We start from the raw sequence: 23,872 nt of genomic DNA, 5'->3' as shown, positions 1-23,872 counted from the left end.
TCGACGGGCGGCGCTAGCCTCGGCGGGCGATGACCAACGTCTGGCACCTCACCGTGCGCCTGTATGTCGACCTCCGACTGCAGGCCAGCGGCGTCTGTCCGGCGCAGCCGCTCTCCTGACGCTGCCCGTTCCGACCTCCAGACCCTGGGACACATCCTCATGGCTTCCGCCCTGCGCAAGATCCCCTTCTCCGTGCAGATCCTGCTCGGCCTCGTCCTCGGCGTGGCGCTCGGCTTCCTCGCCCGCGCCAACGACCTGAGCTGGCTCACCAGCACCCTCGACACCGTCGGCGGCCTCTTCGTCCAGTTGCTCAAGCTGGCCGTACCGCCGCTGGTCTTCACCGCCATCGTGGTCAGCGTGGTCAGCCTGCGCGGCGTCACCAACGCCGCCCGGCTGGCGCTGAAGACGCTGCTCTGGTTCGGCGTCACCGCGCTGATCGCGGTGGGCGTGGGCATCGGGCTCGGCCTGCTGACCGACCCGGGCCGCGGCGTCACCCTCGACACCGCCGGCGCCACCGCGCCCACCCGGACCGGCTCCTGGACCGACTTCCTCACCGGCATCGTGCCGACCAACCCGGTCGGGGCGTTCGTCGACGGCAACGTGCTCCAGATCGTCTTCCTGGCGCTCGTCGTCGGCGCGGCGGCGCTGCTGGTCGGCGAGGCCGCGGAGCCGTTCGTGGCGATCAACCGCGCGCTGCTGGAGATCGTCCAGAAGGCGCTGTGGTGGGTGATCCGGCTCGCCCCGATCGGCACCCTCGGCCTGATCGGCAACGCCGTCGCCTCGTACGGCTGGAACCTGGTGGCCCCGCTCGCGAAGTTCACCACCGCCGTCTACGTCGGCTGCGCCATCGTGCTGTTCGTGGTCTACCCGCTGCTGCTGGTGACCGCCGGCCGGCTCAACCCGCTGCGCTTCTTCGCCGGCGCCTGGCCGGCGATCGAGCTGGGCTTCGTCTCCCGTTCCTCGGTGGGCACCATGCCGGTGACCCAGCGCTCGGTGGAGCGCCTCGGTGTCCCCCGCGAGTACGCCTCGTTCGCGGTCCCGTTCGGCGCCACCACGAAGATGGACGGCTGCGCGGCGGTCTACCCGGCGTTGGCGGCGATCTTCGTCGCCCAGGTCTTCGGGGTGGACCTCGGGTTCACCGACTACCTGCTGATCGCCTTCGTGTCGGTGGTCGGTTCGGCCGCCACCGCCGGTCTGACCGGCGCGATCGTGATGCTCACCCTGACGCTGAGCACGCTGGGCCTGCCGCTGGCCGGCGCCGGCCTGCTGCTGGCGATCGACCCGATCGTCGACATGATCCGCACCGCCACCAACGTCGCCGGCCAGGCGCTGGTGCCGACGATCGTGGCCGCCCGCGAGGGCACCCTGGACCGCGCCGCGTACGACTCGGCCGGCCGCCGGTCGCCGCTCGCCCCGGCGGACGCGGAGGGCGACGCCGGGCCGCGCCGCTCCGAGGACCTGAGCCCCGTACCGGCCTGAGCCGCCCGCCGCACCCGCGTACCCGGCACGACCCGACGAGGCGGGGAGGGCCCCTCCACGGGGTCCTCCCCGCGTCCGGAGAGGATGACCCCATGAGTGTCCTGTTCACCCCGCTGACCCTGCGCACGGTGACCCTGCCCAACCGGATCGCCCTGGCACCGATGTGCCAGTACGCCGCCGGCCCGGACGGCCTGCCCACCGACTGGCACCTGGTGCACCTGGGCGCCCGGGCGGTCGGCGGCGCCGCCCTGGTGATGACCGAGGCCACCGCCGTGCTGCCCGAGGGGCGGATCAGCCCGCAGGACACCGGGCTCTGGTCCGGGGCGCACGTCGACGCCTGGCGGCCGGTGACCGCGTTCGTCGCCGCGCACGGCGCGGTGCCGGTCGTGCAGCTCGCGCACGCCGGGTTCAAGGCGTCGACGTACCGGCCGTGGGCGCCCCTGCGTGGCGGGGTGCCCGACGCCGAGGGCGGCTGGACGCCGGTCGGCCCCGGCTCCACGCCGTTCGTGCCCGACTACCGGGTGCCGACCGCGCTGGACGAGGCGGGCATCGTCGGGGTCGTCGAGGCGTTCGCGGCCGCGGCCGGCCGGGCGGTCGACGCCGGGTTCGCGGCCGTGGAGATCCACGCCGCGCACGGCTACCTGCTGCACGAGTTCCTCTCCCCGCTGACGAACCACCGCGACGACGGCTGGGGCGGGGACCGGCCCGGCCGGATGCGGCTGACCCTGGAGGTGGCCCGGGCGGTTCGCGCGGCGGTCGGCGGGGACGTACCCGTGCTGGCCCGGATCTCGGCCACCGACTGGGAGCCGGCGGGCTGGACGGTCGAGGACAGCATCGTGCTCGCCGGCGAGCTGGCCGCCGCCGGGGTGGACCTGGTCGACTGCTCGTCGGGCGGCGCATCGGCCACCGCCACGATCCCGGTCGCCCCGGGCTACCAGGTGCCGCTGGCCGCCCGGGTGCGCCGGGAGGCGGGGGTGGCCACCGGCGCGGTCGGCCTGATCGTCGAGCCGGGGCAGGCCGAGGAGATCGTGGCGTCCGGCGACGCCGACCTGGTCCTGCTCGGGCGGGAACTCCTGCGGGACCCGTACTGGCCGCACCGGGCCGCCGCCAAGCTCGGCGCCACCCCCTCCTGGCCCGCCCAGTACGCCCGCGCCACCTGATCCGCCCGGCCCGCCCGCACGGGCGGCCGGGCGTCAGCCGGCCAGGTGGGACCAGTGGGGCTCCAGGTCGCGCCAGGGGCCCTGGGCGGCGACCGTGCCGGACCGGAGGACCACGACGTGGTCGGCCCGGACCAGGGCCGCGCGCTTCGAGGTCGAGCCCACCACGGTCACCCCGTGCTCGCGCAGCGCCTGCCACAGCGCCAGCTCCGTGGTGACGTCCAGCGCGGAGGACACATCGTCGGCGACCAGCAGTTCGGTACGCGGGGCGAGCGCCCGGGCCAGCGCGAGGCGCTGCAACTGCCCGCCCGAGAGCCGGGTGCCCTTGTGCCCGATCAGCAGCCCCAGCCCGCCCCCGGCCGCCGCCAGGTCGTGGTCGAGCTGGGCGGTCGACACCGCCGCCGCGGCGTCCACCTGGTGGCCGAGGGTGATGTTGTCCGCCACCGTGCCGGAGAGCACCCGGGGCAGCTGGCCGACGTAGCCCACCTGGTGGGGGCGCAGGAACAGCTCCGGCTCGGTGACGGGATCGCCGTTCCAGGTCAGCCGGCCGGTGTGCGGCGCGATGCCGGCCAGCGCCCGCAGCAGCGACGACTTGCCCGAGCCGACCGGGCCGACGACCAGCACCAACTGGCCGCGTTCCACCGTCAGGTCGACGTCGCGTACGGCCACCGTCCCGTCGGTGTGCCGGACACCGAAGCCGGTCAGTTCCAGCCGGCGCAGCGGGTGCCGGGGCGGTACGACGGGCGCCGGGGCGGTCCCCGCGCCGAGATCCACCTCCGGCACCGCCGCCGAGTACGCCTCCACCCCGGTCATCGCCACCGTCCGCCCCGTCCACACCCGCGCCGACGGGATCTGCGAGATCAGCGACGCCGTCGTCCAGGCGAACCAGCGGGCGGCGGCCAGGGTGGCGACCGCGACCAGGGTGGCGCCGGCCGACAGCTGCCCGGCCAGGAACATCGCCCACGCGCCGATCGGCAGCAGGCCGCTGACCAGCGACGGGGTCGACCGGGACCAGACCTGCACCGCGATCTCCCGGCGTTGCCGGTCGCTGCGGACCACGTCGAGGTCGGCCAGGTGGGCCAGCACCGGGCGGGTGGCGCCGGCGAGTTTGACCGTACGGGCTGCCGACAGCGAGGAGACCAGCGCGGTGGCGAACGCGGCCCGGGCCGCGACGGTGGCCCGTGCGGAACGTTCCAGTTTGGGGCCGAACAGTGTCGCGGCCAGTCCGGAGACCAGCATCGTGCCCGCGAAGAAGAACCCCGGCACCAGGCTGCCGGTGACGGCGGTCATCGTGACCAGGAGCACGAGGGAGACTCCCTGGTCCATCAGGTTGTCGGCGAGCTGCACCACCCGCTCGGTGTCGCCGCCCTGGGCCACCACCTCGGCGGGCGTGTGCTTGCTGACCCGTCGGGGCCCGGTCTGGCCGTGCACCAGGCGCAGGCTGATCCGCAGCATCTGCCGTACCCACCACTGTGGGAACCTCAGCCCGGTGTAGTACGGCACCGGCAGGGTCACCAGCAGGCCGGCGACGATGCCGAGCGCCGGTTTCCACGGGTCGCCGGTGCCGTCGACCAGGTCGGCCCAGAGCCAGGGCAGCAGCGGCCCCTCCAGCCCGACGAGCACGAGCAGCAGGAACAACGAGAGCGAGGCCAGCCCGTACCGCGCGTCGTTGACGCACAGCCGCAGGATCTCCCGCAGCCCACGCAGCCCACGCTCGGACGCCGGCTCTCCGGGCTCCTCGGATCCGCCCGCCCGGTCGACGGCCGACCCGGCCGACCCGACCGCCAGGGCCCCGGCCGGCGGGGCGGTCTCGTCCGGGTCGGTCGGCGGCCACGGGTCCGACGGGCCGGTCAGCAGGTCCACCCCGCCGGACCGGCCACCCGGCGCCGCGTGGGCGTACGCCGTGGCGTGGCTGGTGGCGAGCAGTTCGGCGAAGCGTTCCGAGGAGTGCAGCGGCCCCGCCTCGACCACCGTGCCGTCGGCCATCACCACCACCTCGTCGCACTGGCGTACGGAGGAGAGACGGTGCGCGATGACGATGCCGATCCGGTCGCGCAGCAGCCGCTCGGTGGCCTGCTGCACGCGCGCCTCGGTCACCGGGTCGAGACGGGCGGTGGCCTCGTCGAGGATCACCACGTGCGGGTCGCGCACCAGGATCCGGGCGAAGGCGACCAGTTGCTCCTGGCCGGCCGAGAGCACGTGCCCGCCCTCGCCCAGCCGGGTGTCGAGGCCGTCGGGCAGCTCGGTGATCCAGGCGTCCAGCCCCAGCTCGCGCAGCGCACGGGCAGCGGCGTCGAGCAGGCCCGGGTCGAACAACGCGACGTTCTCGGCGAGGGTGCCGGCAAGGATCTCGGTGCGCTGGGGCACCACGGCGATCCACCGGCGCAACTGCTCGACGTCGAGGTCGCACAGGTCGACGCCGGCCAGGAAGACCGTGCCGGGCGGCACGTCGACGGCCCGGGTGAGCACCTTCGCCAGGGTGGACTTGCCGGAGCCGGTCCGCCCGACCAGGGCGTACGAGCGGCCCCGGGTGAAGGTCAGGTCGACGTCGCGCAACGCGGGGCCGCGGTCGTCGTCGGCACCCGCGTAGCGGAAGGTGAGGCTCCGCACCGCCAGGTCCCCCTCGGTCGGGGCGGCACCGCCCACGGGCTCCTGCGGGGAGTTCGCCAGCAACTGCACCCGGCCCCACGCGCCGAGGGCGTACTGGAGCTCGGGGACCATCCGGCTGACGTGCTCGACGGTCATGCCGAACCCGATGACGAGCAGCCAGATCGCGGTGAGCCGGGCGCCGTCGACCCGGCCGGTGACCAGCGCCCACGCGCCGCCGAGCACCACGGCCGCGATGCCGGCCCGGATGACGCCGGCGGCGACCGTCGTGACCTGGGCGGACATCCGCCACACCCGCACCCCCCGGCGGATCACCTCCGCGGCGCGGCGGGCGTAGAGGCGCAGCACGTACGGCCGGGCCAGGCTGGTGCGTACGTCGTCCTGGCCGTGGATGGACTCCTCCATCACCGCGGCGAGGTCGGACCAGGCCTCCTCCTCGGCCATCCGGGCCGGCCCGATCCGCGCGGTGGGCTTACGCAGGCCGGCCGCCAGCAGCACGGTGAGCAGCAGCATCCCGACACCGGCGGGCCACCACACGGCGAGGGCGACAGCGGTCGACAGCACGCCGACCGCCAGCCCCTGCGCGATCCGTACGCCCTGGTTGCGCAACGCGGCGGCAACCTGATAGACATCGCCGTCGATGCGGTCGAGCAGCTCGCCGACCGGGGTGGTCTCCAGGGTCGGCAGGTCCTGCCCGAGCGCGACCCGACACAGCCGGCGGCGCACGTCGGCGGACCAGTCGGCGGTCAGCCCCGCCATCAGCAGGCTCACCGCGAGGTCGGTGAGGACAGCGGCGACCAGCGCCACGGCGAGCAGCGCGAAGAAGCCGGCGGCGCGGTGCACCAGGACGGGACCGGCCAGCGCGGCGGCGGCGGCCTGACCGCCGGCACCGAGCAGGATCAGGAAGGTGACGATCGCCATTCGGCGGGGCGAGGTGGCCCACAGGTCCCGGAGCAGGCGCATGAAGAATCCCTTCGGGGGTGACCTGGGGCGGAAGCGTCCAGCCTGCTAGGTGGAGCCGGCCGGCTCAACGTATTTACCGGGCGGGTCGGACAGGCGGGACCGAGGCCGGGGCCGGACAGGCCGGGACCGGGGCGGGTCAGAACAGCACGGTGGCGAGCGTGCCGACCGGGCGGAAGCCGCAGCGCTCGTAGACCCGGCGGGCCGGCTGGTTGAAGTCGTTGACGTAGAGGCTGACGCTCGGGGCGACCCGCAGCAACGCGTCGCGCACCACCGCCGCCATCGCCGCCGACGCGATGCCCCGACCCCGCCAGTCGGGGGCCACCCAGACGCCCTGCACCTGGGCGGTCCGGCGGGTCACCACCGCCAGTTCGGCCTTGAACACCACCTGGCCGTCGACGAACCGGGCGTACGCCCGGCCGGCCCGGACCAGGTCGGTGACCCGCCGCCGGTAGCCGCGCCCGCCGTCGTCGGCGAGCGGCGAGACGCCCACCTCCTCGGTGTACATCGCCACCGCCGCCGGGAAGAGCCGGTCGACCTCGCTGCCGCGGACCAGCCGCACCTCCGGGTCCGCCCGCAACGCCGGCAGCGCCTCGGTGGCCAGCAACGGCTGGTTGGGGCGTACGTCCCGGGCCGGCCCCCAGACGGCGGAGAGCCGGTCCCAGAGGCCGAGCACGGCGTCGGCCCGGCCCACGATCGACGAGCAGAGTCGTTCCTCGCCCGCGAGGAGGTCGGCGTAGGCGGCGACGGCCGGTTCGGTGGCCAGTACCGGGGTGAGGTTGCCGCCGAGCCAGCAGATCGACTCCAGGCTGCGCCGGCTGCCGTAGCCCAGCACCCGGCCCTCGGCCCGCCACCAGGCCAGGCCCCGCGCGGCGATCCGCTCGGCGACCTGCGCGCCCGCGAACGGGTCGAGGTCGAGCAGCCGCTCGACCGCGCGGCGCTCCGACTCCCCGAGTTGCCGTACCGGCACCGTCAGCACGGATACAAGCCTGCCAGATCCGCCCCCCGTCGCGCGGGCCGAGTGGCGACTCGGAGCGCAACCGGCCCCGACCGCCACGGAGACGGTCGGGGCCGGCGCACGACGGCGCGGTGGGTCAGTGCACGCTGACCGTGGCCCCCGGGAGCAGGCCGCGCAGCTCCTCGGGCAGTTCGGCACCCATCTCGTCGGCGATGCGCAGCGCCTCCTCGATGAGCGTCTCGACGATCTGCGCCTCCGGGACGGTCTTGACGACCTTGCCCTTGACGAAGATCTGGCCCTTGCCGTTGCCGGAGGCCACCCCGAGGTCCGCCTCGCGGGCCTCGCCCGGGCCGTTCACGACGCAGCCCATCACGGCGACCCGCAGCGGCACGGGCAGCCCTTCCAGGCCGGCGGTGACCTCCTCGGCGAGCTTGTAGACGTCGACCTGGGCCCGGCCACAGGACGGGCAGGAGACGATCTCCAGGCCCCGCTCGCGCAGCCCGAGCGACTCCAGGATCTGGTTGCCGACCTTGATCTCCTCCACCGGAGGGGCCGACAGCGAGACCCGGATCGTGTCGCCGATCCCCTCGGCCAGCAGCGCGCCGAAGGCGACCGCCGACTTGATGGTGCCCTGGAAGGCCGGGCCCGCCTCGGTGACGCCCAGGTGCAGCGGGTAGTCGCACTTCTCGGCGAGCTGGCGGTACGCCCGGATCATCACCACCGGGTCGTTGTGCTTGACCGAGATCTTGATGTCGCGGAAGCCGTGCTCCTCGAACAGCGAGCACTCCCACAGCGCCGACTCGACCAGCGCCTCGGCGGTGGCCTTGCCGTACTTGGCGAGCAGCCGCTTGTCCAGTGAGCCGGCGTTGACGCCGATCCGGATCGGCACACCCGCGTCGCCGGCCGCCTTGGCGATCTCCTTGACCTTGTCGTCGAACTGGCGGATGTTGCCCGGGTTCACCCGGACGGCCGCGCAGCCGGCGTCGATCGCGGCGAAGACGTACCTGGGCTGGAAGTGGATGTCGGCGATCACCGGGATCTGCGACTTCTTCGCGATGGCCGGCAGCGCCTCCACGTCGTCCTGGCTGGGCACGGCCACCCGGACGATCTGGCAGCCGGACGCGGTCAGCTCGGCGATCTGCTGGAGGGTGGCGTTGACGTCGGAGGTGAGGGTGGTCGTCATCGACTGCACCGACACCGGCGCGCCCCCACCCACCGGCACCGAGCCGACCATGATCTGGCGGCTGGCCCGGCGCGGGGCGAGCGGCGGGGGCGGCACGACGGGGATACCGAGACTGACAGCGGTCACTTCAGGCACTCACCTTGAGAAGAGCGTGATCGGGTTGACGACGTCCGCGGTGATGGTCAGCAGCGTGAACACGCCACCGATGAGGATCACCGCGTACGTGAGGGGCATGAGTTTGAGGTAGTCGACGCGCCCGGGGTCGGTGCGGCCGATCCGGGCGTAGAGCCAGGAGCGGGCCCGCTCGAACCAGGCGATCGCGATGTGCCCGCCGTCGAGCGGCAACAGCGGCAGCAGGTTGAACACGCCGATGAAGAAGTTCAGCGAGACGAAGAGCATGAAGAACAGCAGCCAGGCGTCGTTCTCCACCGCCTCGCCGCCGAGCCGGCTGGCGCCGACCACGCTGATCGGGGTGTCGATGTCCCGCTCGCCGCCGGTGATCGCCGCCCACAGGGCCGGCACCTTCTGCGGGATGCGCTTCATCGCCTCGAAGGTGTTGACCGCCATGTCGCCGGTGAAGTCGGCGGTCGCGCCGAACGCGCCGACCGGCCCGTACGTGACCCGGGTCGGGGTGCTCGGGACGAGGCCGACGCCGAGCGCGGCGACTGCCGCGACCTGGCCCTTCGGGTCATCGAGCGGGGGCCGCTGGGTCTGCGCGAGCACCGTGCTGGTCGTGGCCGGCTGGCCGTCGCGGACGTACGCGATCTGCGCCGTGTCGCCCGGCTTGAGGGTGCGCAGCGTGGTGAGCAGCTGGCCGTAGTCGGGGATCGGCGTGCCGTTGATGGCGGTGATCCGGTCGCCGTCGCGCAGCTGTGCCTGGGCGGCGGGGCTGGCCGGGTCGGCGGTGGTGCACTCGCGCAGCGTGTTCTCCGGGACCACGCACTTCGACAGCGCGATGACCGCCGGCTCCTTGCGGATCTCGGCCTCGGTGCTCGGGAACTTCGGGTTGGGCAGGCCGGCGCTGACCGCGATGATCCAGAGGGCGATCAGGGCGAGGGCGAAGTGGGTGATCGAGCCGGCGGACATCACGATCGTCCGCTTCCACACCGGGAACCGCCACATCGCGCGCGGCTCGTCGGCCGGGTCGACGTCGTCGTCCTGGGGGGTCATCCCGACGATCTTGCAGAAGCCGCCGAGCGGGATACCCTTGATGCCGTACTCGGTCTCGCCCCGCTTGAAGGACCAGAGCGTGGGGCCGAAGCCGACGAAGTAGCGGGTGACCTTCATGCCGAAGGCCTTGGCGGTGAGCATGTGCCCCGCCTCGTGCAGGCTCACCGAGATGAGGATCGCGAGGGCGAAGAGCACCACCCCGAGCAGGTACGCCATCAAGCTCCTTCCACCGAACCCGCGATGATGATCTCCTGCGCGTGCGCGCGCGCCCACGACTCCGCCGCGAGCACGTCCTCGACGGTACCTGGTTCGTCGAAGTCGGGAGCGTCCTCCAACACGCGCCGGAGGGTGTCGACGATGCCGAGGAAGGGCAGCCGGCCGGCCACGAACGCGGCCACGCACTCCTCGTTCGCCGCGTTGTAGATCGCCGGCCGGCAGCGCCCGGCCCCGCCGGCGGCCTTGGCCAGGGCGACCGCCGGGAACGCCTCGTCGTCCAGCGGCGCGAACTCCCAGGTGTGGGCTTTCGTCCAGTCCACGGCGGCGGCGGCGCCACCGACCCGGTCGGGCCAGCCGAGACCCAGCGCGATCGGCAGCCGCATGTCCGGCGGGCTGGCCTGGGCGAGGGTGGAGCCGTCCACGAACTCGACCATCGAGTGGATCACCGACTGCGGGTGCACCATCACGGCGATGTCGGCGTACGGCACGTCGAACAGCTCGTGCGCCTCGATCACCTCCAGCGCCTTGTTGACCATCGTGGCGGAGTTGATCGTGACGACCGGCCCCATGTTCCAGGTCGGGTGTGCCAGCGCCTGCTCCGGCGTGACCTGCGTCAACTCGTCGCGCCGCTTGCCCCGGAACGGGCCGCCGCTGGCGGTGACGACCAGCCGCCGCACCTCGCCCCGGGTGCCGCCGCGCAGGCACTGGGCCAGCGCCGAATGCTCCGAGTCGACGGGGACGATCTGCTCCGGCCGCGTCACCGCGGCCTTCACCAGCGAGCCGCCGGCCACGAGCGACTCCTTGTTGGCGAGCGCGAGCGTACGCCCGGCGCGCAGTGCGGCCAGCGTCGGCGCGAGCCCGAGCGAACCGACCACGCCGTTCAGTACGACGTCGCAGGGCCACTGCGCCAGCTCCGTCATCGCGTCCGGCCCGGCCACGATCTTGGGAAGCTTGAAGTCGCCGGTGGCCCAGCCGCGCCGGCTCGCCTCGGCATAGAAGGCGAGTTGGAGGTCCTGGGCGGCGGACGCCTTCGCCACACCGACCGCCTCGACGCGCAGTTCGAGGGCCTGGGCGGCGAGCAGCTCGACGTTGCCACCACCGGCACCGAGCGCGACCACCCGGAACCGGTCCGGGTTGCGCCGCACGATGTCGATGGCCTGTGTGCCGACAGAGCCGGTGGAACCGAGCAGAACAAGATCACGTGGGGACGTCACCGAGCCATTCTTCCCCAGCGCCGCTGAGCGCCCGCTGGGAGCCTCAGCCCTCCGCGTCGACCTGCGTCTCCGGTGCCTCCGCGCTTTCCTCGGGTGCCTCCTCGTCTTCCTCCGGTGCCTCCTCGCCGAGCAGGTCGGCCGGGTCGATGGAGAACTCGAACGGCTCTCTCATGACGAAGCGGGTGCCGGCGGCAGCGGCTGCCGCCGGCCGGTACTCCCCCTCGACAAGCTCGAACAGCGCGATGGTGGGCACCCGGTTACGCAGGTCGACGCGGAGGAAGAACGGCACGCCGACGGCGGCGTACTCCCGGGGCCGGTCGATGATGTCCTTACGCCGGTTGCCCGGCGAAACGATCTCACCGAGCAGCACGGCGTGCCCGATGTCCATCGTCGTGCGCCCGCCACCCGGCACGTCGAGAATGACGATGTCCGGAATGAAGAGGTCGTCGCCCGAGACGACGTTCGCTTCGAGGTAGAGCCACTGCTTGGCGCGGCGGGCCGCCTGCTTGAGCAGGTACGCGAGATCCAACTCCGCGTCCTGGTGGTCGTATCCGGCGGGTGGGGTCACGATCACGCTTCCGCTCAGGACCTCAACCTTGGGGCCGTTGGTCTCCGGCAACAGGTCGAGGGCGAGCTGGGCGGTCCACGGCTCGTCGTGCCACCGCAGCACGTCGAACGACGGCTCGGTGGGTTGCGACGCAGGGTCGGGTTGCTGCGGCAGCGGCTCGGGCGCGAAAGCTGCCTGGGCCATCCGGGCTCACCCCCTCAGCGGGACATTCTGCTCACAACAGCCTAACCGCCGCAGCCCTCTTTGCGCCCCGTCGCACACCCAGTCCGACTTCGACGGACGACCGTTGTCGGCCAGTAACACTGGCCGCGACCAAGGACCGAACTCATGACGCCGCTGCGGCCAATTGCCGAACCACGTTCAATCGGCATGCTGACGTTCCCGGGCGCCGTACGATCGTGCACCGTTGAAGATAATCAATCCCCGAAGTTCCAGCGTCCAGCGCAGCGCCAGCTGTGTCCTACCGTTTCCTATCCAGTGGAAGCTCGATTCCATCTCACCGGTAGGCGACACAGCGAAGGACCGCACCGGAGCGACGAAAACCTAACGCAATCTCAGGGGCTCTCCCCATAGGCGTTGTCCCATCTACGTATCCAGGCAGATGCCCGCTCACTGAGCGCCGGAAACCGCGTATGGATATCGGCGGCAAGTGCGACGAGATCCTGCCGCGAATCCGCCGGGAAAATGTCATCCATCCACAGTGACACCGCTACTCGGTATTCATCGTCGCCCTTGAGCCAACTACGTGCGATCGCCACGACGTTCGCTTCGCTGTCAAGACACCACGACAAAGACGTAAACACTTCAGCCAGCGCCTCCGGCGGAAGGTTCGCCGCCCTGTGCTCCACCAAGAAGTTCATCACCTGTTCAATGTTCACGCCTACAGCCTCCGGTATACCCACGTTAGCAGCTTACTCGGATCGATGACGCCCCCATCCTCTCGCTTCATCACACCGAATAGATGGGCCGCATCAAGATCACCGGAAGCTGATACCAGTTCGAATCCCATGCCAGCCAACTGCTCAGCCGACATGCCGCGAGGCCTGAATTTGTTCGACTTCGACGCCGAAATCGTTAGCAAAGCACCGGGGCGCATCACCCGGGCCACTTCCGAAGTTAGCGCATTAAATCGAGGATTGATCGCGTGAACCGCGCCGAAAGTTCCTCCTGCGAACGGCAGCGCCTCGGCGCTTGCCAACACATCGACGCCGGGCGCCTCCTTGAGGTCGACATTGATTGCACCCGCCATCGGGTTGTCGCCGGATCCGAGATTTAAACTCTTGCCACAGTTATGCACGAGGACCGGCGTGTTGCCGGCGATCACATAATACGTGTGGATGTTGGCGACGGTGAGGTTGTGGACGGTGGCGCGCAGGACGCTCCAGCGCTCGATCGCGGTGACTTGGACGTGGGTGCCGGCGCTGGTGCGCAACCACTGGCCGGAATGTAGATCGGTGGCGTCGATCCACTCACCCAACTCCGGCACCCAGAACGGGTGGCCGTCGGTCGCGGTTACCGCGGCCGTGTCCGAGCCCCGCTCGCCGTCGGTGTCGATGGTGACCTTCACCAGGTGCTTGACACCGTCGCCCTTGATGGCCGCGGTGACCGTCTCCACCTCGGTCCGGCCCGTCTCGGGGTCGGTGGCCTGGACCTTGTCGCCCGGCTTGACGTCCTCGATCGGCTTGCTGGATCCGTCCGCCATGAGCACCTTGGTGCCCGGGACGAAACTGTTGGTAAGGCAGGATTCGTCCGCCTTGCCGGCGCCACCGCCACCGCTGGTACCGCCGTTACTCCGCGCGGAACTGCCGGAGGAACCGCCAGGCTTGGATGTTCCCTTGCCGCCACTGCCGGACTTCCCGCCAGAACTCGCGGAGGAGCCCTTCGGGTTGGACTTGGACTGGGCCTGTTTCTGGACCGGGTTACCGGTCTTCTTCGTGGCGTTGGTCGCCTTGTTGCTGGTCGTGTTGACCTTCTCGGCGGCCTTCTTCTTCGCCGCCTGCGCGGCCTTCTTCGCCCGTTCGATGGCGAGCTTCTTGGCGTTGAGCGCCGCTGCCTCCGCCGCGCGGGCCGCCGCCAGCACGGCCTCGGCGGCCTTCTTCGCCGCCTGCCACGCCTTGATCGCGGAGATCGTCCGGTCGACGGCTCTGATCACGGCCGGGATCTTGCCGAGCTTGGCCCACGGGATCGCCCCGATGATGAGGCTGCCGCACGCCCACATGTCGCCGCCGAAGCAGTTCATGGCGTCGTTGATGCCGATGAACTCCTTCAGCACGTACCAGGCCGAGTCGAGGATCACCGACAGCAGCGAGCGTCCCATGTTGGCCTGTGCCTGGGCCACCATGGCCGGCGACAGGCCAGCGCCCGCCAGGGCCGCCGCCGTCTCCGAGGCGGTCAGCGCGACCGACAGCCCGCTGGGGTCCGAGTGCGTCACCGGGTTGTTGTGCGCGTACGCGTACCCGTTGGACTGCTCCGGGTCGGCCAGGTCCAGGACCGGGTCGGCGGAGAGGAAACGCCCGACCTCCGGGTCGTACAGGCGTGCCCCGAGCGGGGTGTAGCCGGAGGCGTCGTCCCGGACCGCGCCGAGGAACCCGGTGTTGGTCTGCATGTAGGCGCCGACGGTGTCCGCACCCCGCTGGTTGCCGAACGGGTCCTGCTTACGGATCCGGGTCGGCATGGTGCCGTAGAGGCCGACCTCGGCGTACGGGCTGCCCTGGTGGTCGCCGGCGAGGGCGACCAGGCCGGGGGCGTTGGTGCCGTGCGCGTAGCGCAGCACCGCACCACCCGGGGCGGCGTACGTGCGCTGGGTGTTGACCAGCGCCCCGCCCCGCTGGACGGTCACCTGCGACTCGCCCAGATTGAGGGTGGCCTGCTGCCCCTGGATCGTCAGGAGGCGGCTGCCGCCGGGGCCGTAGATGTGGCGGGTCTCGTCCTGCGCGTCCCACTGCTGGGCTGGGGTGGCGCCAGCACAGGCAGCCAGCACGATCGGGGTGCCGTTGGCCGTGGCCGCGTCCTTGGCGGCGAGACACAGACCGGAGGTGTGGTGCTTGAGCTGGTTCGTCGAGTTGCGCTCCAGGAGCTGGGCGTCCGAACCGTCACACGCCTGGAGTTGCAGCGGCGACCCGGCCGTGTTGGCCGTCGGCTGGACGCACCACTTGTCGTACGGGGACAGGGTGCCCAGGTTCGGGTCGTCCTCCGTGTCCTCCGTCTGGGTGAAGGTCCACTTCTGCGCGACCGTGCCGTTGCACGCGTACAACTGGACGGGTTGACCGGCCACCGCGAGCCCGTAGCTGAGATCGATGCACTTGTTCGCGTGACCGACGTACGCCGTCCGGCCCTCGCCGCCCTGGCCGGTGATCCGATCGACCTGGCCGTCGTGGGTCCAGGACAGCTCCTGCACGCTGCCGGTGTCGGACGTGACGGACTTCGTCTCGCCGGTCAGCTCGTACAGCCGCTGCGCCTCGGCAATGACCTGCGCGTTCCCCGGGGCGACGTACCGCTTGGTCATGGCGGTTAGGGTGCGGGGCTGGCTGCCGTCGGCCTTGCCGTAGGCGTAGGTGGTGGTGGCGTCCTTGCTGGCGTCGCCGGCAACGTTCTTCTCCACCAACCTGGTGCGGTTGCCGAGCAGGTCGTACTCGTACTCCTGCCAGTAGCCCGACTGGTCGGTGCCGGCCGCCACGTTGCGGGTGCCGTCCGCGCGGACCGGTCCCGGGGCGCACGACGCCTGGTCGTCGGCCGTCCAGGCCGTCTTCACCCGGCCGAGCGAGTACTGGAAGCACTGCCGTTCCGCGATGGCGGCGGCACGCTCCTGGATGGCGAGGACGTTGCCCGCGTCGTCGTACCAGTAGGAGCGGTGCGAGACGAGGTTGGTGTTGGCGAGGGTCGCGTCGCTCTTCTGTTGGGCGGCGTTGCCCTTCTGCTCGCGGTAGACCTGCTGGTCGGTGAGTGCGCCGCTGGCGTCGTCGTACGAGGCCATGGTCCACACCCGGTACGGCTGCGCGCCGAGCGTGGAGCGCAGCACCTGCCCGTACGGCGAGTAGACGGTCTCGGAGCCGTACCAGCCGTTGCCGGAGACGGACAGCGGCAGGCCGTCCTTGGTGTAGCGGACCAGGAGCTTCTCGCTGGGCAGGTTGCCGACTGCGGGCAGCGTGGCCGACTCCTGGAGACCGGTGTCGGTGTAGGTGTAGTCGTACCGGTAGGAGGCCGGCAGGCCCCACGTGTCGGCGATGGACTGCGGCAGCGTGAGGGTGGTTGACGTGGGCTGGTAGTCGTCGGTGTAGCCGCCGATCGTCTGCGTGTACGGCAGGCCGTCGGTGTACCGGGTCGCGCTGGCGGGCAGGCCCTTGCCGCCGGTGACCGAGTCGTAGGTGTACTCGCCCAGGAGCGTGCCGGTGCTGCCGCCGAGCCGCTGCTGCGTCGGGCGGGACAGCTCGTCGTAGCCGTTCCAGACGGTGACGTCGCGGGCGTTGGTGACGGTGAGCGTCCGGTCCCGGTGGTCGTAGGTGGTGCTGGTGGTGCCGGTGTCCGGGTCGGTGGCCGTCGCCATCCGGCCGCGCTGGTCGTAGGTCCACGTCCACGGGCGGGTCGGGTCGGCGGAGTGGGTGGCCTTCACCATCTGGCCGCGCACGTCGTACTGGTACCGCATCGAGGTGAACGTGGTACGGGCGTTGTTGGTGAACGTGTCCACCCGGGTGGTGCGGCCCAGAGCGTCGGTGTAGAGCCGGTAGGACGTCGCGCCCGCCGGATTGACGACGGTGGAGTGGTCGGCGCCGTACTCGTAGCTGGTGCCGCGCGTCGGCGCGTCGACACCGCGCAGGACGGGCGTCTCCTTGACCACCCGACCGAGGCCGTCGTAGGTGTAGCGGGTGGCGTTGGGCACGGCCGTGTCCGCCAGCGGCGTGAACACCTGGCCGATGGGCGACCCCTCGGCGAAGTAGGCGTTGTTGGTCTGCCACACCTCGCCGGAGCTGTTGTACAGCGTGTCGGTGATCAGCCGGCCGCCGCCGGTGGCCTCCTCCTGGGTCTGCCGCTCACGGCCCAGACCGTCGTAGAGGGTGACGGACGTCTGGATCCGGTTCTCGTGCCCCCGGCTGAAGGTGGTGATGTACGGCGGCTTTCCGGCGGGGGTCGCGTACTCGGCCCGGAAGTCCGGGACGGCGGTGGTGGACGGGGTGCGGCCGGGACCCCAGGCCTCGACGAGGCGGCCCATCGGGTCGTACCGGGCCTCGCTGACGCGGCCGTTGAGGTCGGTGGTCCTGACAGTGGTGGCACGCCCCGGGTCGAGGTCCCGGACCTGCTTGTGCCCCAGCGAGTTCTCCTCGGTGACCGTGAAGGCCTGACCGGTGGCCGGGGTGTAGGTGATCTTCGAGGTCTTCTGGTCGGCGTCGGTGCGCGTGAGGACGCGGCCGATGGCGTCGAAGCCGGTGGTGCCGTCGACCTGGAAGCCGGAGCCGTCGGCCTTCAGCGACCAGGTCTGGGTGGCGAGCCCGCGGGTGGTGCTGCCGAGTGCCGCGCCGTAGGCCTGGCCGTCGTAGCCGACGCGGCCCGCCGAGCTCAGGGTCGTCAGGTCGTCGAAGGTGGCGGCGGCGCAGGTCGTGGGGCTGCTGCGGGTCTGCTTCGTCAGGCCGATGACGTTCTTGTCGAGGTGGTGCAGGTACTCGACGAACGTGCAGGACTCGTCGCCGGTCTTGCCGGTGTCGCCGAGGGACTCGATGTGCGTGGGCAGCCCGTGCGTCGTCTCGTAGGTGGTCCTGGTCTCGACGGTCCGCAGCGTACGGTCGTCGTCGCCGGTGCCGGAGGACCTGGTGTACGAGACCTGCCGGGGCTCGGTGACGCGGTAGGAGTGCAGTGGGCTGAGCCCGTCGTCGCGCGTACGGGTGGCGAGTTCCTGGGCCGCGGGGAAGGTGACGCTGCGGGTGAGCCAGTCCCCGTCGGCGTCGTCGGCGCTGGAATACGTGAGTTCCTCGGCGACGCGGCCCGCGAAGGGTTCCCTGTCCTTGGCGATCTCGACGCCGGCGATGTCCTTCATCGACACGGTGTCGCCCATGCCACGGAAGTAGCGGGTGACGGACTTGGTCCGCTTGCTGCCGATGTCGGGGTCGTCCGAACCGGTCAGGACGGTCGTCTGCGCGAAGCCGGCGAACTGGGAGTAGGTGCGGGTGGACTTCTTGGTGAACTCCTGCTCGGCGAGTCGCCAGCCCGGGTTCTCGTACGCGTACCGGGCGATGGTGCCGTACGCGCCGTCCACGGCGGGGAGTTCCTCGACGCTGTCCACGACGTACTTGTGGAACCAGTCGATCTCCTCGGCGGCCGGGTCCGGGTGCCAGAAGGCCGGGTAGCACAGCCGGTCGTTGGTCCGCAGCGCGGCGGTGTCGGTCTTGTCGGGCAGGCCGGTGCCGGTGGCACAGGCGCCGACGGGCTGCTTGTAGGTGACGATGGTCTCGCCGCCGTACTCGTTGATCACGCGAGCGACGCGGAGCCGGGAGAAGCCGGGGCGGTTGTCCCGCCTGACGCGGTTCGGCATGTCCTCGGCGTTGGCCTCGAAGCGCACCGGGTTCAGGGTGACCTTGGCATCGGTCGTGCCGTTGCGGGCGTAGCCGGTGCGGGTGATCGACTCCAGCCAGAGGGCGGTGTTGGGGCCGGTCCTCAGGATCGGGAAGGACTGCTTGAGCTGGTAGTCGTCCACCACCTGGCGGGCGCTGGTGTCCGTACGCCGCTGCGCCGACGTGCTGATTTTGTCGAGGCGCTTGCGGGTGAAGAAGGACGGTGAGGCGTTCCAGCACTTCTGACCGGAGGCGCAGCGCAGGTCGGCCGGGGTGTCGTACCAGATGCGGTAGTTGTTGGGGTTCGTGTTGGCGAAGTTGGCCTCGGTGCAGGTCAGGGTGCCCTCGTCGAAGCAGCGCTCGGCCAGGACGAAGTTGACCCGGGCCGGCGCGGTGGCCGTGAACAGGTTGTCCTTGCGCAGGCCGTAGTCGATGCGGTCGAGGTAGCCGCCGCGGTGGTAGGAGACGGGTGCTTTGAAGTTGAAGTTCTGGGCGTAGTAGTTCGTCTCGCGACCCCACCAGAGGGTCATGGCGTTGCCGTGGATGTCCTCGACGTAGTCGAGCGACCAGCGCCAGGCCTGGGTGCAGGCGGAGCCGGCCCAGTTGCCGGCCTTGTAGCAGGGCTCGTCCGGGTGGTTGCCGTACACCGGCACGGTCAGGACGGAGTTGGTGACCGGGTCGTCCTCGGCGGTGCCGTGGTCGGACCAGCCGGGCAGGCGGTGGCGGCCGAAGTGGTAGCGGGTGCCGTCCCGGGTCGTGACGACCCAGTACTCGCCGTCGGCGTCGCCGTTCGCCAGGCTGGTGTCCTTGAGCAGCTCGACCTTGGAACCGTCGCCGTTGGCGGTGAACCAGGCGTCCTTGCCCTCGTCCCAGACCAGCTCGGTGGTCATGCCGGCGAGGGACAGGGTGGCGTTCTTGGAACCCCAGCACAGGTCGGCGGTCCGGTGGGTGGCGTTGTTCGAGCCCGACTTCTTCGAGTCCTGCCGGCAGTTGGCGTAGCTGCGGGTGATCGCCCCCGCGTTGTAGTCCCAGCCGTCGCCGATCCAGGAGGCCTGGTTGTTGGTGGCGGAGGTACGACCGTCCACCGACTGCGAGGAGTACGACAGGGCCACCTTCGGCATGAGGCCGCCGGCCGTCTCGGGCACCTGTACCTGGTACGAGTAGGTGAACGCGCCGGAGGAGGCGCCCGCGGCCCAGGAGCCCGAGGAAAGCAGCGGCGTGGCGGTGAAGTCGCCGGCGGCCGAGGCCCCGGTGTCGAGCACACCGACGACGCTCGAAGCCGTCGAGGTCTGGGCGGCGCGGTTGGCGGAGCCGGCGGCGTTCTCGGCGCCGAGCAGCGGTCCGACGGGCACGCTACCGATGACGATCCGGCGCGTCGACGCCTCACCGGCGGTCCTGGCGCGCGTCGGCGCCTCCTTTGCGCGCACCAGCCGCACCTCGCTGGACACCTCCGGGGAGGGGCCGACGCCGGGGGTGGCGAACATCGTCCCCGCGCCGCCGTCGGTGGCACAGTCGCCGGTGTTGGGGGCGTCGTAGACGCAGGTGGGCAGCAGCATGACGCCGAATCGGTCCGCGGCCTGCGGACCGTACAGGTCCGCGAAGGGCGTGTAGTCCACGCTGAGGGCGACCTCGGCGGTCGGATCGGCGGTGACCGGCGGCGTGATCTTCATGATCAGGCCGGACACGCCGGCGTCCTGGGACGCCTCGGGGGCGGCGAGGTCGACGGTCCAGGTGCCGGCGAGGGCCGCCGGGTCGCCGCCGTCCGGCACGCCGAGGGCGACCGGCAGGTCGTCGACCGGCCTGGTGGCGCCGGGCGCGAGGCCGGTGAGGTCCACGGCGCCGCTGCCCTGCTGCCACGGGGTGATGGCCTGGGGCTCGTACGGGACCGCCGGCACCGGGTCGGCGGTCGTCAGGTCCGTCTCGGCCTCCTCGTCCTGCCCGACCCGCTCGCTCTGCGGGATGTCGGGCAGGTCGACCCGGGTCTCCTCGCGGCTCATGCCGGGGCCGGGCACCGCCCACGCCTCGGCGGGCAGCATCGTGCCGACCAGGATCGTGGACAGCGACAGCACCATCGCCGTACGGACGCGACGCCACCGGGGGCGGCCTGGCTCCGTCGGGGTCCGTCGGCCATGCCACCGCCGGGACAGCAAACCGGTACCACGCATGCGCGTCGACCCCCACCAGGCGCGAAGACGAAAGAGAGAAGGCGCGGAAAGCCCGCGAAGGCACGCCCCAGGTGCGGCACGTGCGTGAGCACTGTGCGCTGTGGGGGATCCGTGCTCAAGATTGCAAACAGTGACGAAGACGGACTCTGAGTGATCTACACCACGGCATCATTCGGGCGCCACGCAATCGACAGGAGCAATTCCCATGAGCCGAGCCAAACACCACATAGAAGTCATTCCATGCGGCCAAAACGGTCTACGGGATGGAATTTAGGCGTCACTCACAGCTATCTCCGCTTGGATGTCACGGATCAATAACGTTCATGGGATAGACGGAACGCCCTGGTGTCATGCGATCGTGTGCCCGCGTTCTGCCCCACGGCCCGCCGGACGGGGCTGCTCTTCCGCGCCTTCCCCTGTCCGCCCGGCCCCACGGGAGTAGACCCGCCGTGACTGCGTCTCGCCTGCTCAGCCCGTTCGTGCGTACGCGCACCAGGCTGACCCTCACCCTGGGTCTCCTGCTGGCCGCACTCGTCGTCACCCTGCTGCCGTGGTGGCCGGGCACCGACGAACCCCGGACGGCCGCCGTCGTCGCCGCACCGGCACCCGCTCCCCGGGACGAGGTGACTGCCGTGGCCGACGCCCGCCGCACGGGCAACGACGTGCTCGTGGAGACGGCCACGAGTGCCACCTCGCTCACCTGGGCACTCCCCACTGGACAGCTGCGCACCACGATCCACGCGACACCCCAGCGGGCAAAGGACGCCACGGGCCGGTGGGTCGGGTTCGACAACACGCTGACCAGCGCCGGAGAGACGGCCGGTGACCTCGACGTACGCCCGGTGCACACCCCCTACCCCGTGCGGTTCTCCGGCGGAGCGGCAAGCGGGCACGCCGACGGCACCGGGACCGTCCTGGCCGAGGTGGATGTCGACGGCCACACCATCGCGTACACCTGGCCGGGTCCGCTGCCGAAGCCGGTGCTCGACGGTCCGCGCGCCCTCTACCCCGACGTTCTTCCCGGGGCGGACCTGCTCGTCGTCGCCCGTCAGGAGGGCGGCTTCGGCCAGCTGCTGATCGTCAAGAACCGGTCGGCCGAGACGATCAGGGCAGTCAGCGCCGTGACCTACGGCCTGCGCTCCGAGACGCTGGTCTTCCGCCACGACGCGACCACCGGCGGTGTCCAGGCCCTCGACCGGGTCAGCGGGGAGGAGATCAGCTCGATCCCCACCCCGTTTGCCTGGGACTCCGCCGGCCGGGACCCCGAGGCGCCGGACACCGCCACCCGCACCGCTGTCGCCACCAGCGCCGACGTGCTGTCGCTCTCGGGGCTCAGCGGCAGCGAGCCGGGCGCCCGGCAGGCCCGGATCCCCACCCGGCTGGACGGCGACGGCACGGGCGACGCCCGCCTGCGCCTGGACGCCGCCGCCACCGGCCTGCTCACCGGCGAGGGCGTGCGCTTCCCCGTCTTCCTCGACCCGACCCTCATCACCGGCAAGCAGGCCTGGGCGACCGTCTACTCGCAGCACCCCAACACCAACACCTGGAACGGCACCAACTTCAACTCCGGCACCACGGACGCCCGGGTGGGCTACGAGCAGGACACGCCGCTGCGGACCCGCTCCTTCTGGCGGATGGGCTACAGCAGCAGCATCAAGGGCGCCACCGTCAGCTCGGCCAGCTTCAAGGTGCTGAACAACCACTCGTGGAACTGCACGGCCCGTGAAATGCAGCTCTGGCTCACCGGCGCCATCTCCTCCGGCACCACCTGGAACAAGCAGCCGAGCTGGACGACCCTGCAACAGAAGCGGTCCTTCGCCCACGGCTACGGCAGCAGTTGCAGCGACGACTACGTGAGCTTCGACGTCAAGAACGCGGCCCAGCAGGGCGCCAACGGCGGTTGGTCGAGCATCACGCTCGGCATGCGCGCCACCAGCGAGTCGGACACGCTGACCTGGCGCAAGTTCAAGGTCTCCTCCGCGGAGTTGACCGTGAACTACAACAGGACGCCGAACGAGCCGACGAACGGCACCACGGACCCCGGCGGCGCCTGCGTGCCCGGCCCCGGTGGTGGCGCGACGGTCGCCAAGAGAAACATCGTCCTCGCGGCGACCGCGACCGATCCCGACGGCAACCTGTCGGGTCTGCGGTTCCGTTTCTGGAAGAACGGCACGACCGCTCCCGCAGGCACCCTGGTCACCAGCCTGAGCAGCGGCAGGGGCAGCCTGACGATCCCGTCGACCACCCTGGAGGACCAGGCCGTCTACTCGTGGGACGTACGGGCCGAGGATTCGGCGGGCGCCTCGTCGTCGTACTTCCCGCCCGGCACCGAGCCCTGCCGGATCACGATCGACGCCTCGCGGCCCGACGCCCCGCAGGTCACCAGCAACGTGTTCAAACGGGCCACCTCCGACGGTGCGACCTGGTCGACCGTACGGTTCGGCGAGACCGGGCCCATCACGTTCACCTCGGCCGACGCGGTCAGATTCACCTACTCCTTCGAGAGCGTCGGCACGGTGACCGTGCCGGCCGTTGCCGGCACCGCCACCGTGCCCGACCTGAGGCCACGGCACTCCGGCCCCACGACCCTGCACGTGTACGCCTACGACGCCGTCGGCAACCAGAGCCTCCGCACCGACTACTCCTTCTACGTGCCCCCCAGGGAGGCAGCCGACGGGCCTGGTGACACCGGCGGCGACGGAATCCCCGACCTGCTCCTCGTGGACTCCTCCGGCAACCTGCGCAACTACGCCGGCGACGTGGGCGGCGAGTTGTACGGCTGGCTCTCCGCCTCGTACAGCGGTAACCAGCAGCTGAACCCGACGGGCCACTGGTACGACCCGGCCACCGGCAAGGCCGCCCTGATCACCAAGCACTCCGACGCGTACCCGGGTGACGGCACGACCGACCTGTTCGCCCGCACGCCGGACGGCGGCTTCTGGCTCTACCCCGGCGACGGGTACGGCAGCTTCAACGTGGACCAGCGGCTGCGGGTCCTGCTGCCGGCGAACGTGCCCGCCCCCTCGACCTGGACGCAGATCAAGGCGGTCGGCGACATCACCGGCGACAAGCTCCCCGACCTGGTCCTCAGGGCCGGGCCCGCCTTCTGGACCCTGAGCGGCTACACGGGGGCGAGTTTCCAGCAGGCCACCCTGATGGAGGGCACCGCGTGGGCCCGCCGGGAGGTCCTCAACGCGACGGACGTGGACCTGGACGGCACGCCGGACCTGCTCTGGCGCAACCTGGACAACGGCAACATGTACGTCCGGCACGGGAAGCCGGGCGCGACCCCGGGCAGTGTGAACCTGGATTCGCTCAAGCAGGCCGCCAACTCCCGTGACGGGGATGTCGCCTACGGCAACAGTTGGACGGAGGCGAACATCAGCGCCGTCGTCAGCATCCCGGACGTGAGCGGGGACGGGGTGCCCGATCTCTGGGCGCGCTTCGGGGCGGACGGAATGATGCGGATCTACCACCCCTCCAAGACCAATACGGGAGGGCCGGTGAAGGTCGTCCTGGGGGACAACTGGAACGGCGTCAAGTCCTTCGGCTGACCCCTGCGCCGCGCGCGACGGGCCTGGGCAGTCATCTGTCCAGGCCCGCCGACCTCGCTGACCGGCCCGTACACCAGCGGGACCCGCCGGACGACGAACGAG

At 71.2% G+C, this 23,872-nt stretch carries 11 protein-coding genes; 3 read left to right on the top strand and 8 right to left on the bottom strand.

Annotated features, from left to right (window positions below; all coding sequences use genetic code 11):
* Window positions 1–171: 171 nt before the first annotated feature.
* Window positions 172–1,479 (top strand): dicarboxylate/amino acid:cation symporter, encoded by a 1,308-nt coding sequence (locus AB0D32_RS09595; protein ID WP_357087430.1) that lies wholly within the window; start codon window positions 172–174, stop codon window positions 1,477–1,479.
* Window positions 1,480–1,571: 92 nt separating this feature from the next.
* Window positions 1,572–2,639, top strand: coding sequence for an NADH:flavin oxidoreductase/NADH oxidase (locus AB0D32_RS09590; protein ID WP_357086980.1), 1,068 nt, complete (start codon window positions 1,572–1,574; stop codon window positions 2,637–2,639).
* A gap of 33 nt (window positions 2,640–2,672) precedes the next feature.
* On the opposite strand, the gene AB0D32_RS09585 is transcribed toward AB0D32_RS09590, so the two are convergent.
* From AB0D32_RS09585 to AB0D32_RS09550, 8 genes are all read right to left on the bottom strand, one after another.
* On the bottom strand, window positions 2,673–6,206 hold the full coding sequence (locus AB0D32_RS09585) for an ABC transporter ATP-binding protein/permease (RefSeq protein WP_357086977.1): 3,534 nt from the start codon (window positions 6,204–6,206) through the stop codon (window positions 2,673–2,675).
* Window positions 6,207–6,342: 136 nt separating this feature from the next.
* Window positions 6,343–7,182, bottom strand: a complete 840-nt coding sequence (locus AB0D32_RS09580; RefSeq protein ID WP_357086974.1) for a GNAT family N-acetyltransferase — start codon at window positions 7,180–7,182, stop codon at window positions 6,343–6,345.
* A gap of 115 nt (window positions 7,183–7,297) precedes the next feature.
* A complete protein-coding gene (ispG, locus tag AB0D32_RS09575) occupies window positions 7,298–8,470 on the bottom strand; it encodes a flavodoxin-dependent (E)-4-hydroxy-3-methylbut-2-enyl-diphosphate synthase (RefSeq protein WP_357086971.1) in 1,173 nt (390 codons plus the stop codon).
* A 9-nt stretch (window positions 8,471–8,479) separates the two neighbouring features.
* The gene (locus AB0D32_RS09570) at window positions 8,480–9,730 is read right to left on the bottom strand and encodes a site-2 protease family protein (RefSeq protein WP_357086969.1); all 1,251 of its coding nucleotides are present in this window, start codon (window positions 9,728–9,730) and stop codon (window positions 8,480–8,482) included.
* Window positions 9,730–10,944, bottom strand: coding sequence for a 1-deoxy-D-xylulose-5-phosphate reductoisomerase (dxr, locus tag AB0D32_RS09565; protein WP_357086965.1), 1,215 nt, complete (start codon window positions 10,942–10,944; stop codon window positions 9,730–9,732). Before dxr ends, AB0D32_RS09570 begins: the two co-directional genes overlap by 1 nt.
* 43 nt (window positions 10,945–10,987) lie before the next feature.
* On the bottom strand, window positions 10,988–11,695 hold the full coding sequence (locus AB0D32_RS09560) for a Uma2 family endonuclease (protein ID WP_357086963.1): 708 nt from the start codon (window positions 11,693–11,695) through the stop codon (window positions 10,988–10,990).
* Between the two features lie 371 nt (window positions 11,696–12,066).
* The gene (locus AB0D32_RS09555; protein WP_357086960.1) at window positions 12,067–12,390 is read right to left on the bottom strand and encodes a hypothetical protein; all 324 of its coding nucleotides are present in this window, start codon (window positions 12,388–12,390) and stop codon (window positions 12,067–12,069) included.
* Between the two features lie 2 nt (window positions 12,391–12,392).
* Complete coding sequence (locus tag AB0D32_RS09550; RefSeq protein WP_357086958.1) at window positions 12,393–20,216, bottom strand: ricin-type beta-trefoil lectin domain protein; 7,824 nt, start codon at window positions 20,214–20,216, stop codon at window positions 12,393–12,395.
* A gap of 449 nt (window positions 20,217–20,665) precedes the next feature.
* Between AB0D32_RS09550 and AB0D32_RS09545 the strand changes: the two genes are divergently transcribed.
* A complete protein-coding gene (locus tag AB0D32_RS09545; protein WP_357086955.1) occupies window positions 20,666–23,770 on the top strand; it encodes a DNRLRE domain-containing protein in 3,105 nt (1,034 codons plus the stop codon).
* The last annotated feature ends 102 nt before the right edge of the window (window positions 23,771–23,872 follow it).

The sequence above is a fragment of the Micromonospora sp. NPDC048170 genome (assembly GCF_040652795.1).
Taxonomy (GTDB): Bacteria; Actinomycetota; Actinomycetes; order Mycobacteriales; family Micromonosporaceae; genus Micromonospora.
The sequence above is the reverse complement of the archived record's forward strand: the minus strand, read 5'-3'. Positions and strand labels throughout refer to the sequence as shown.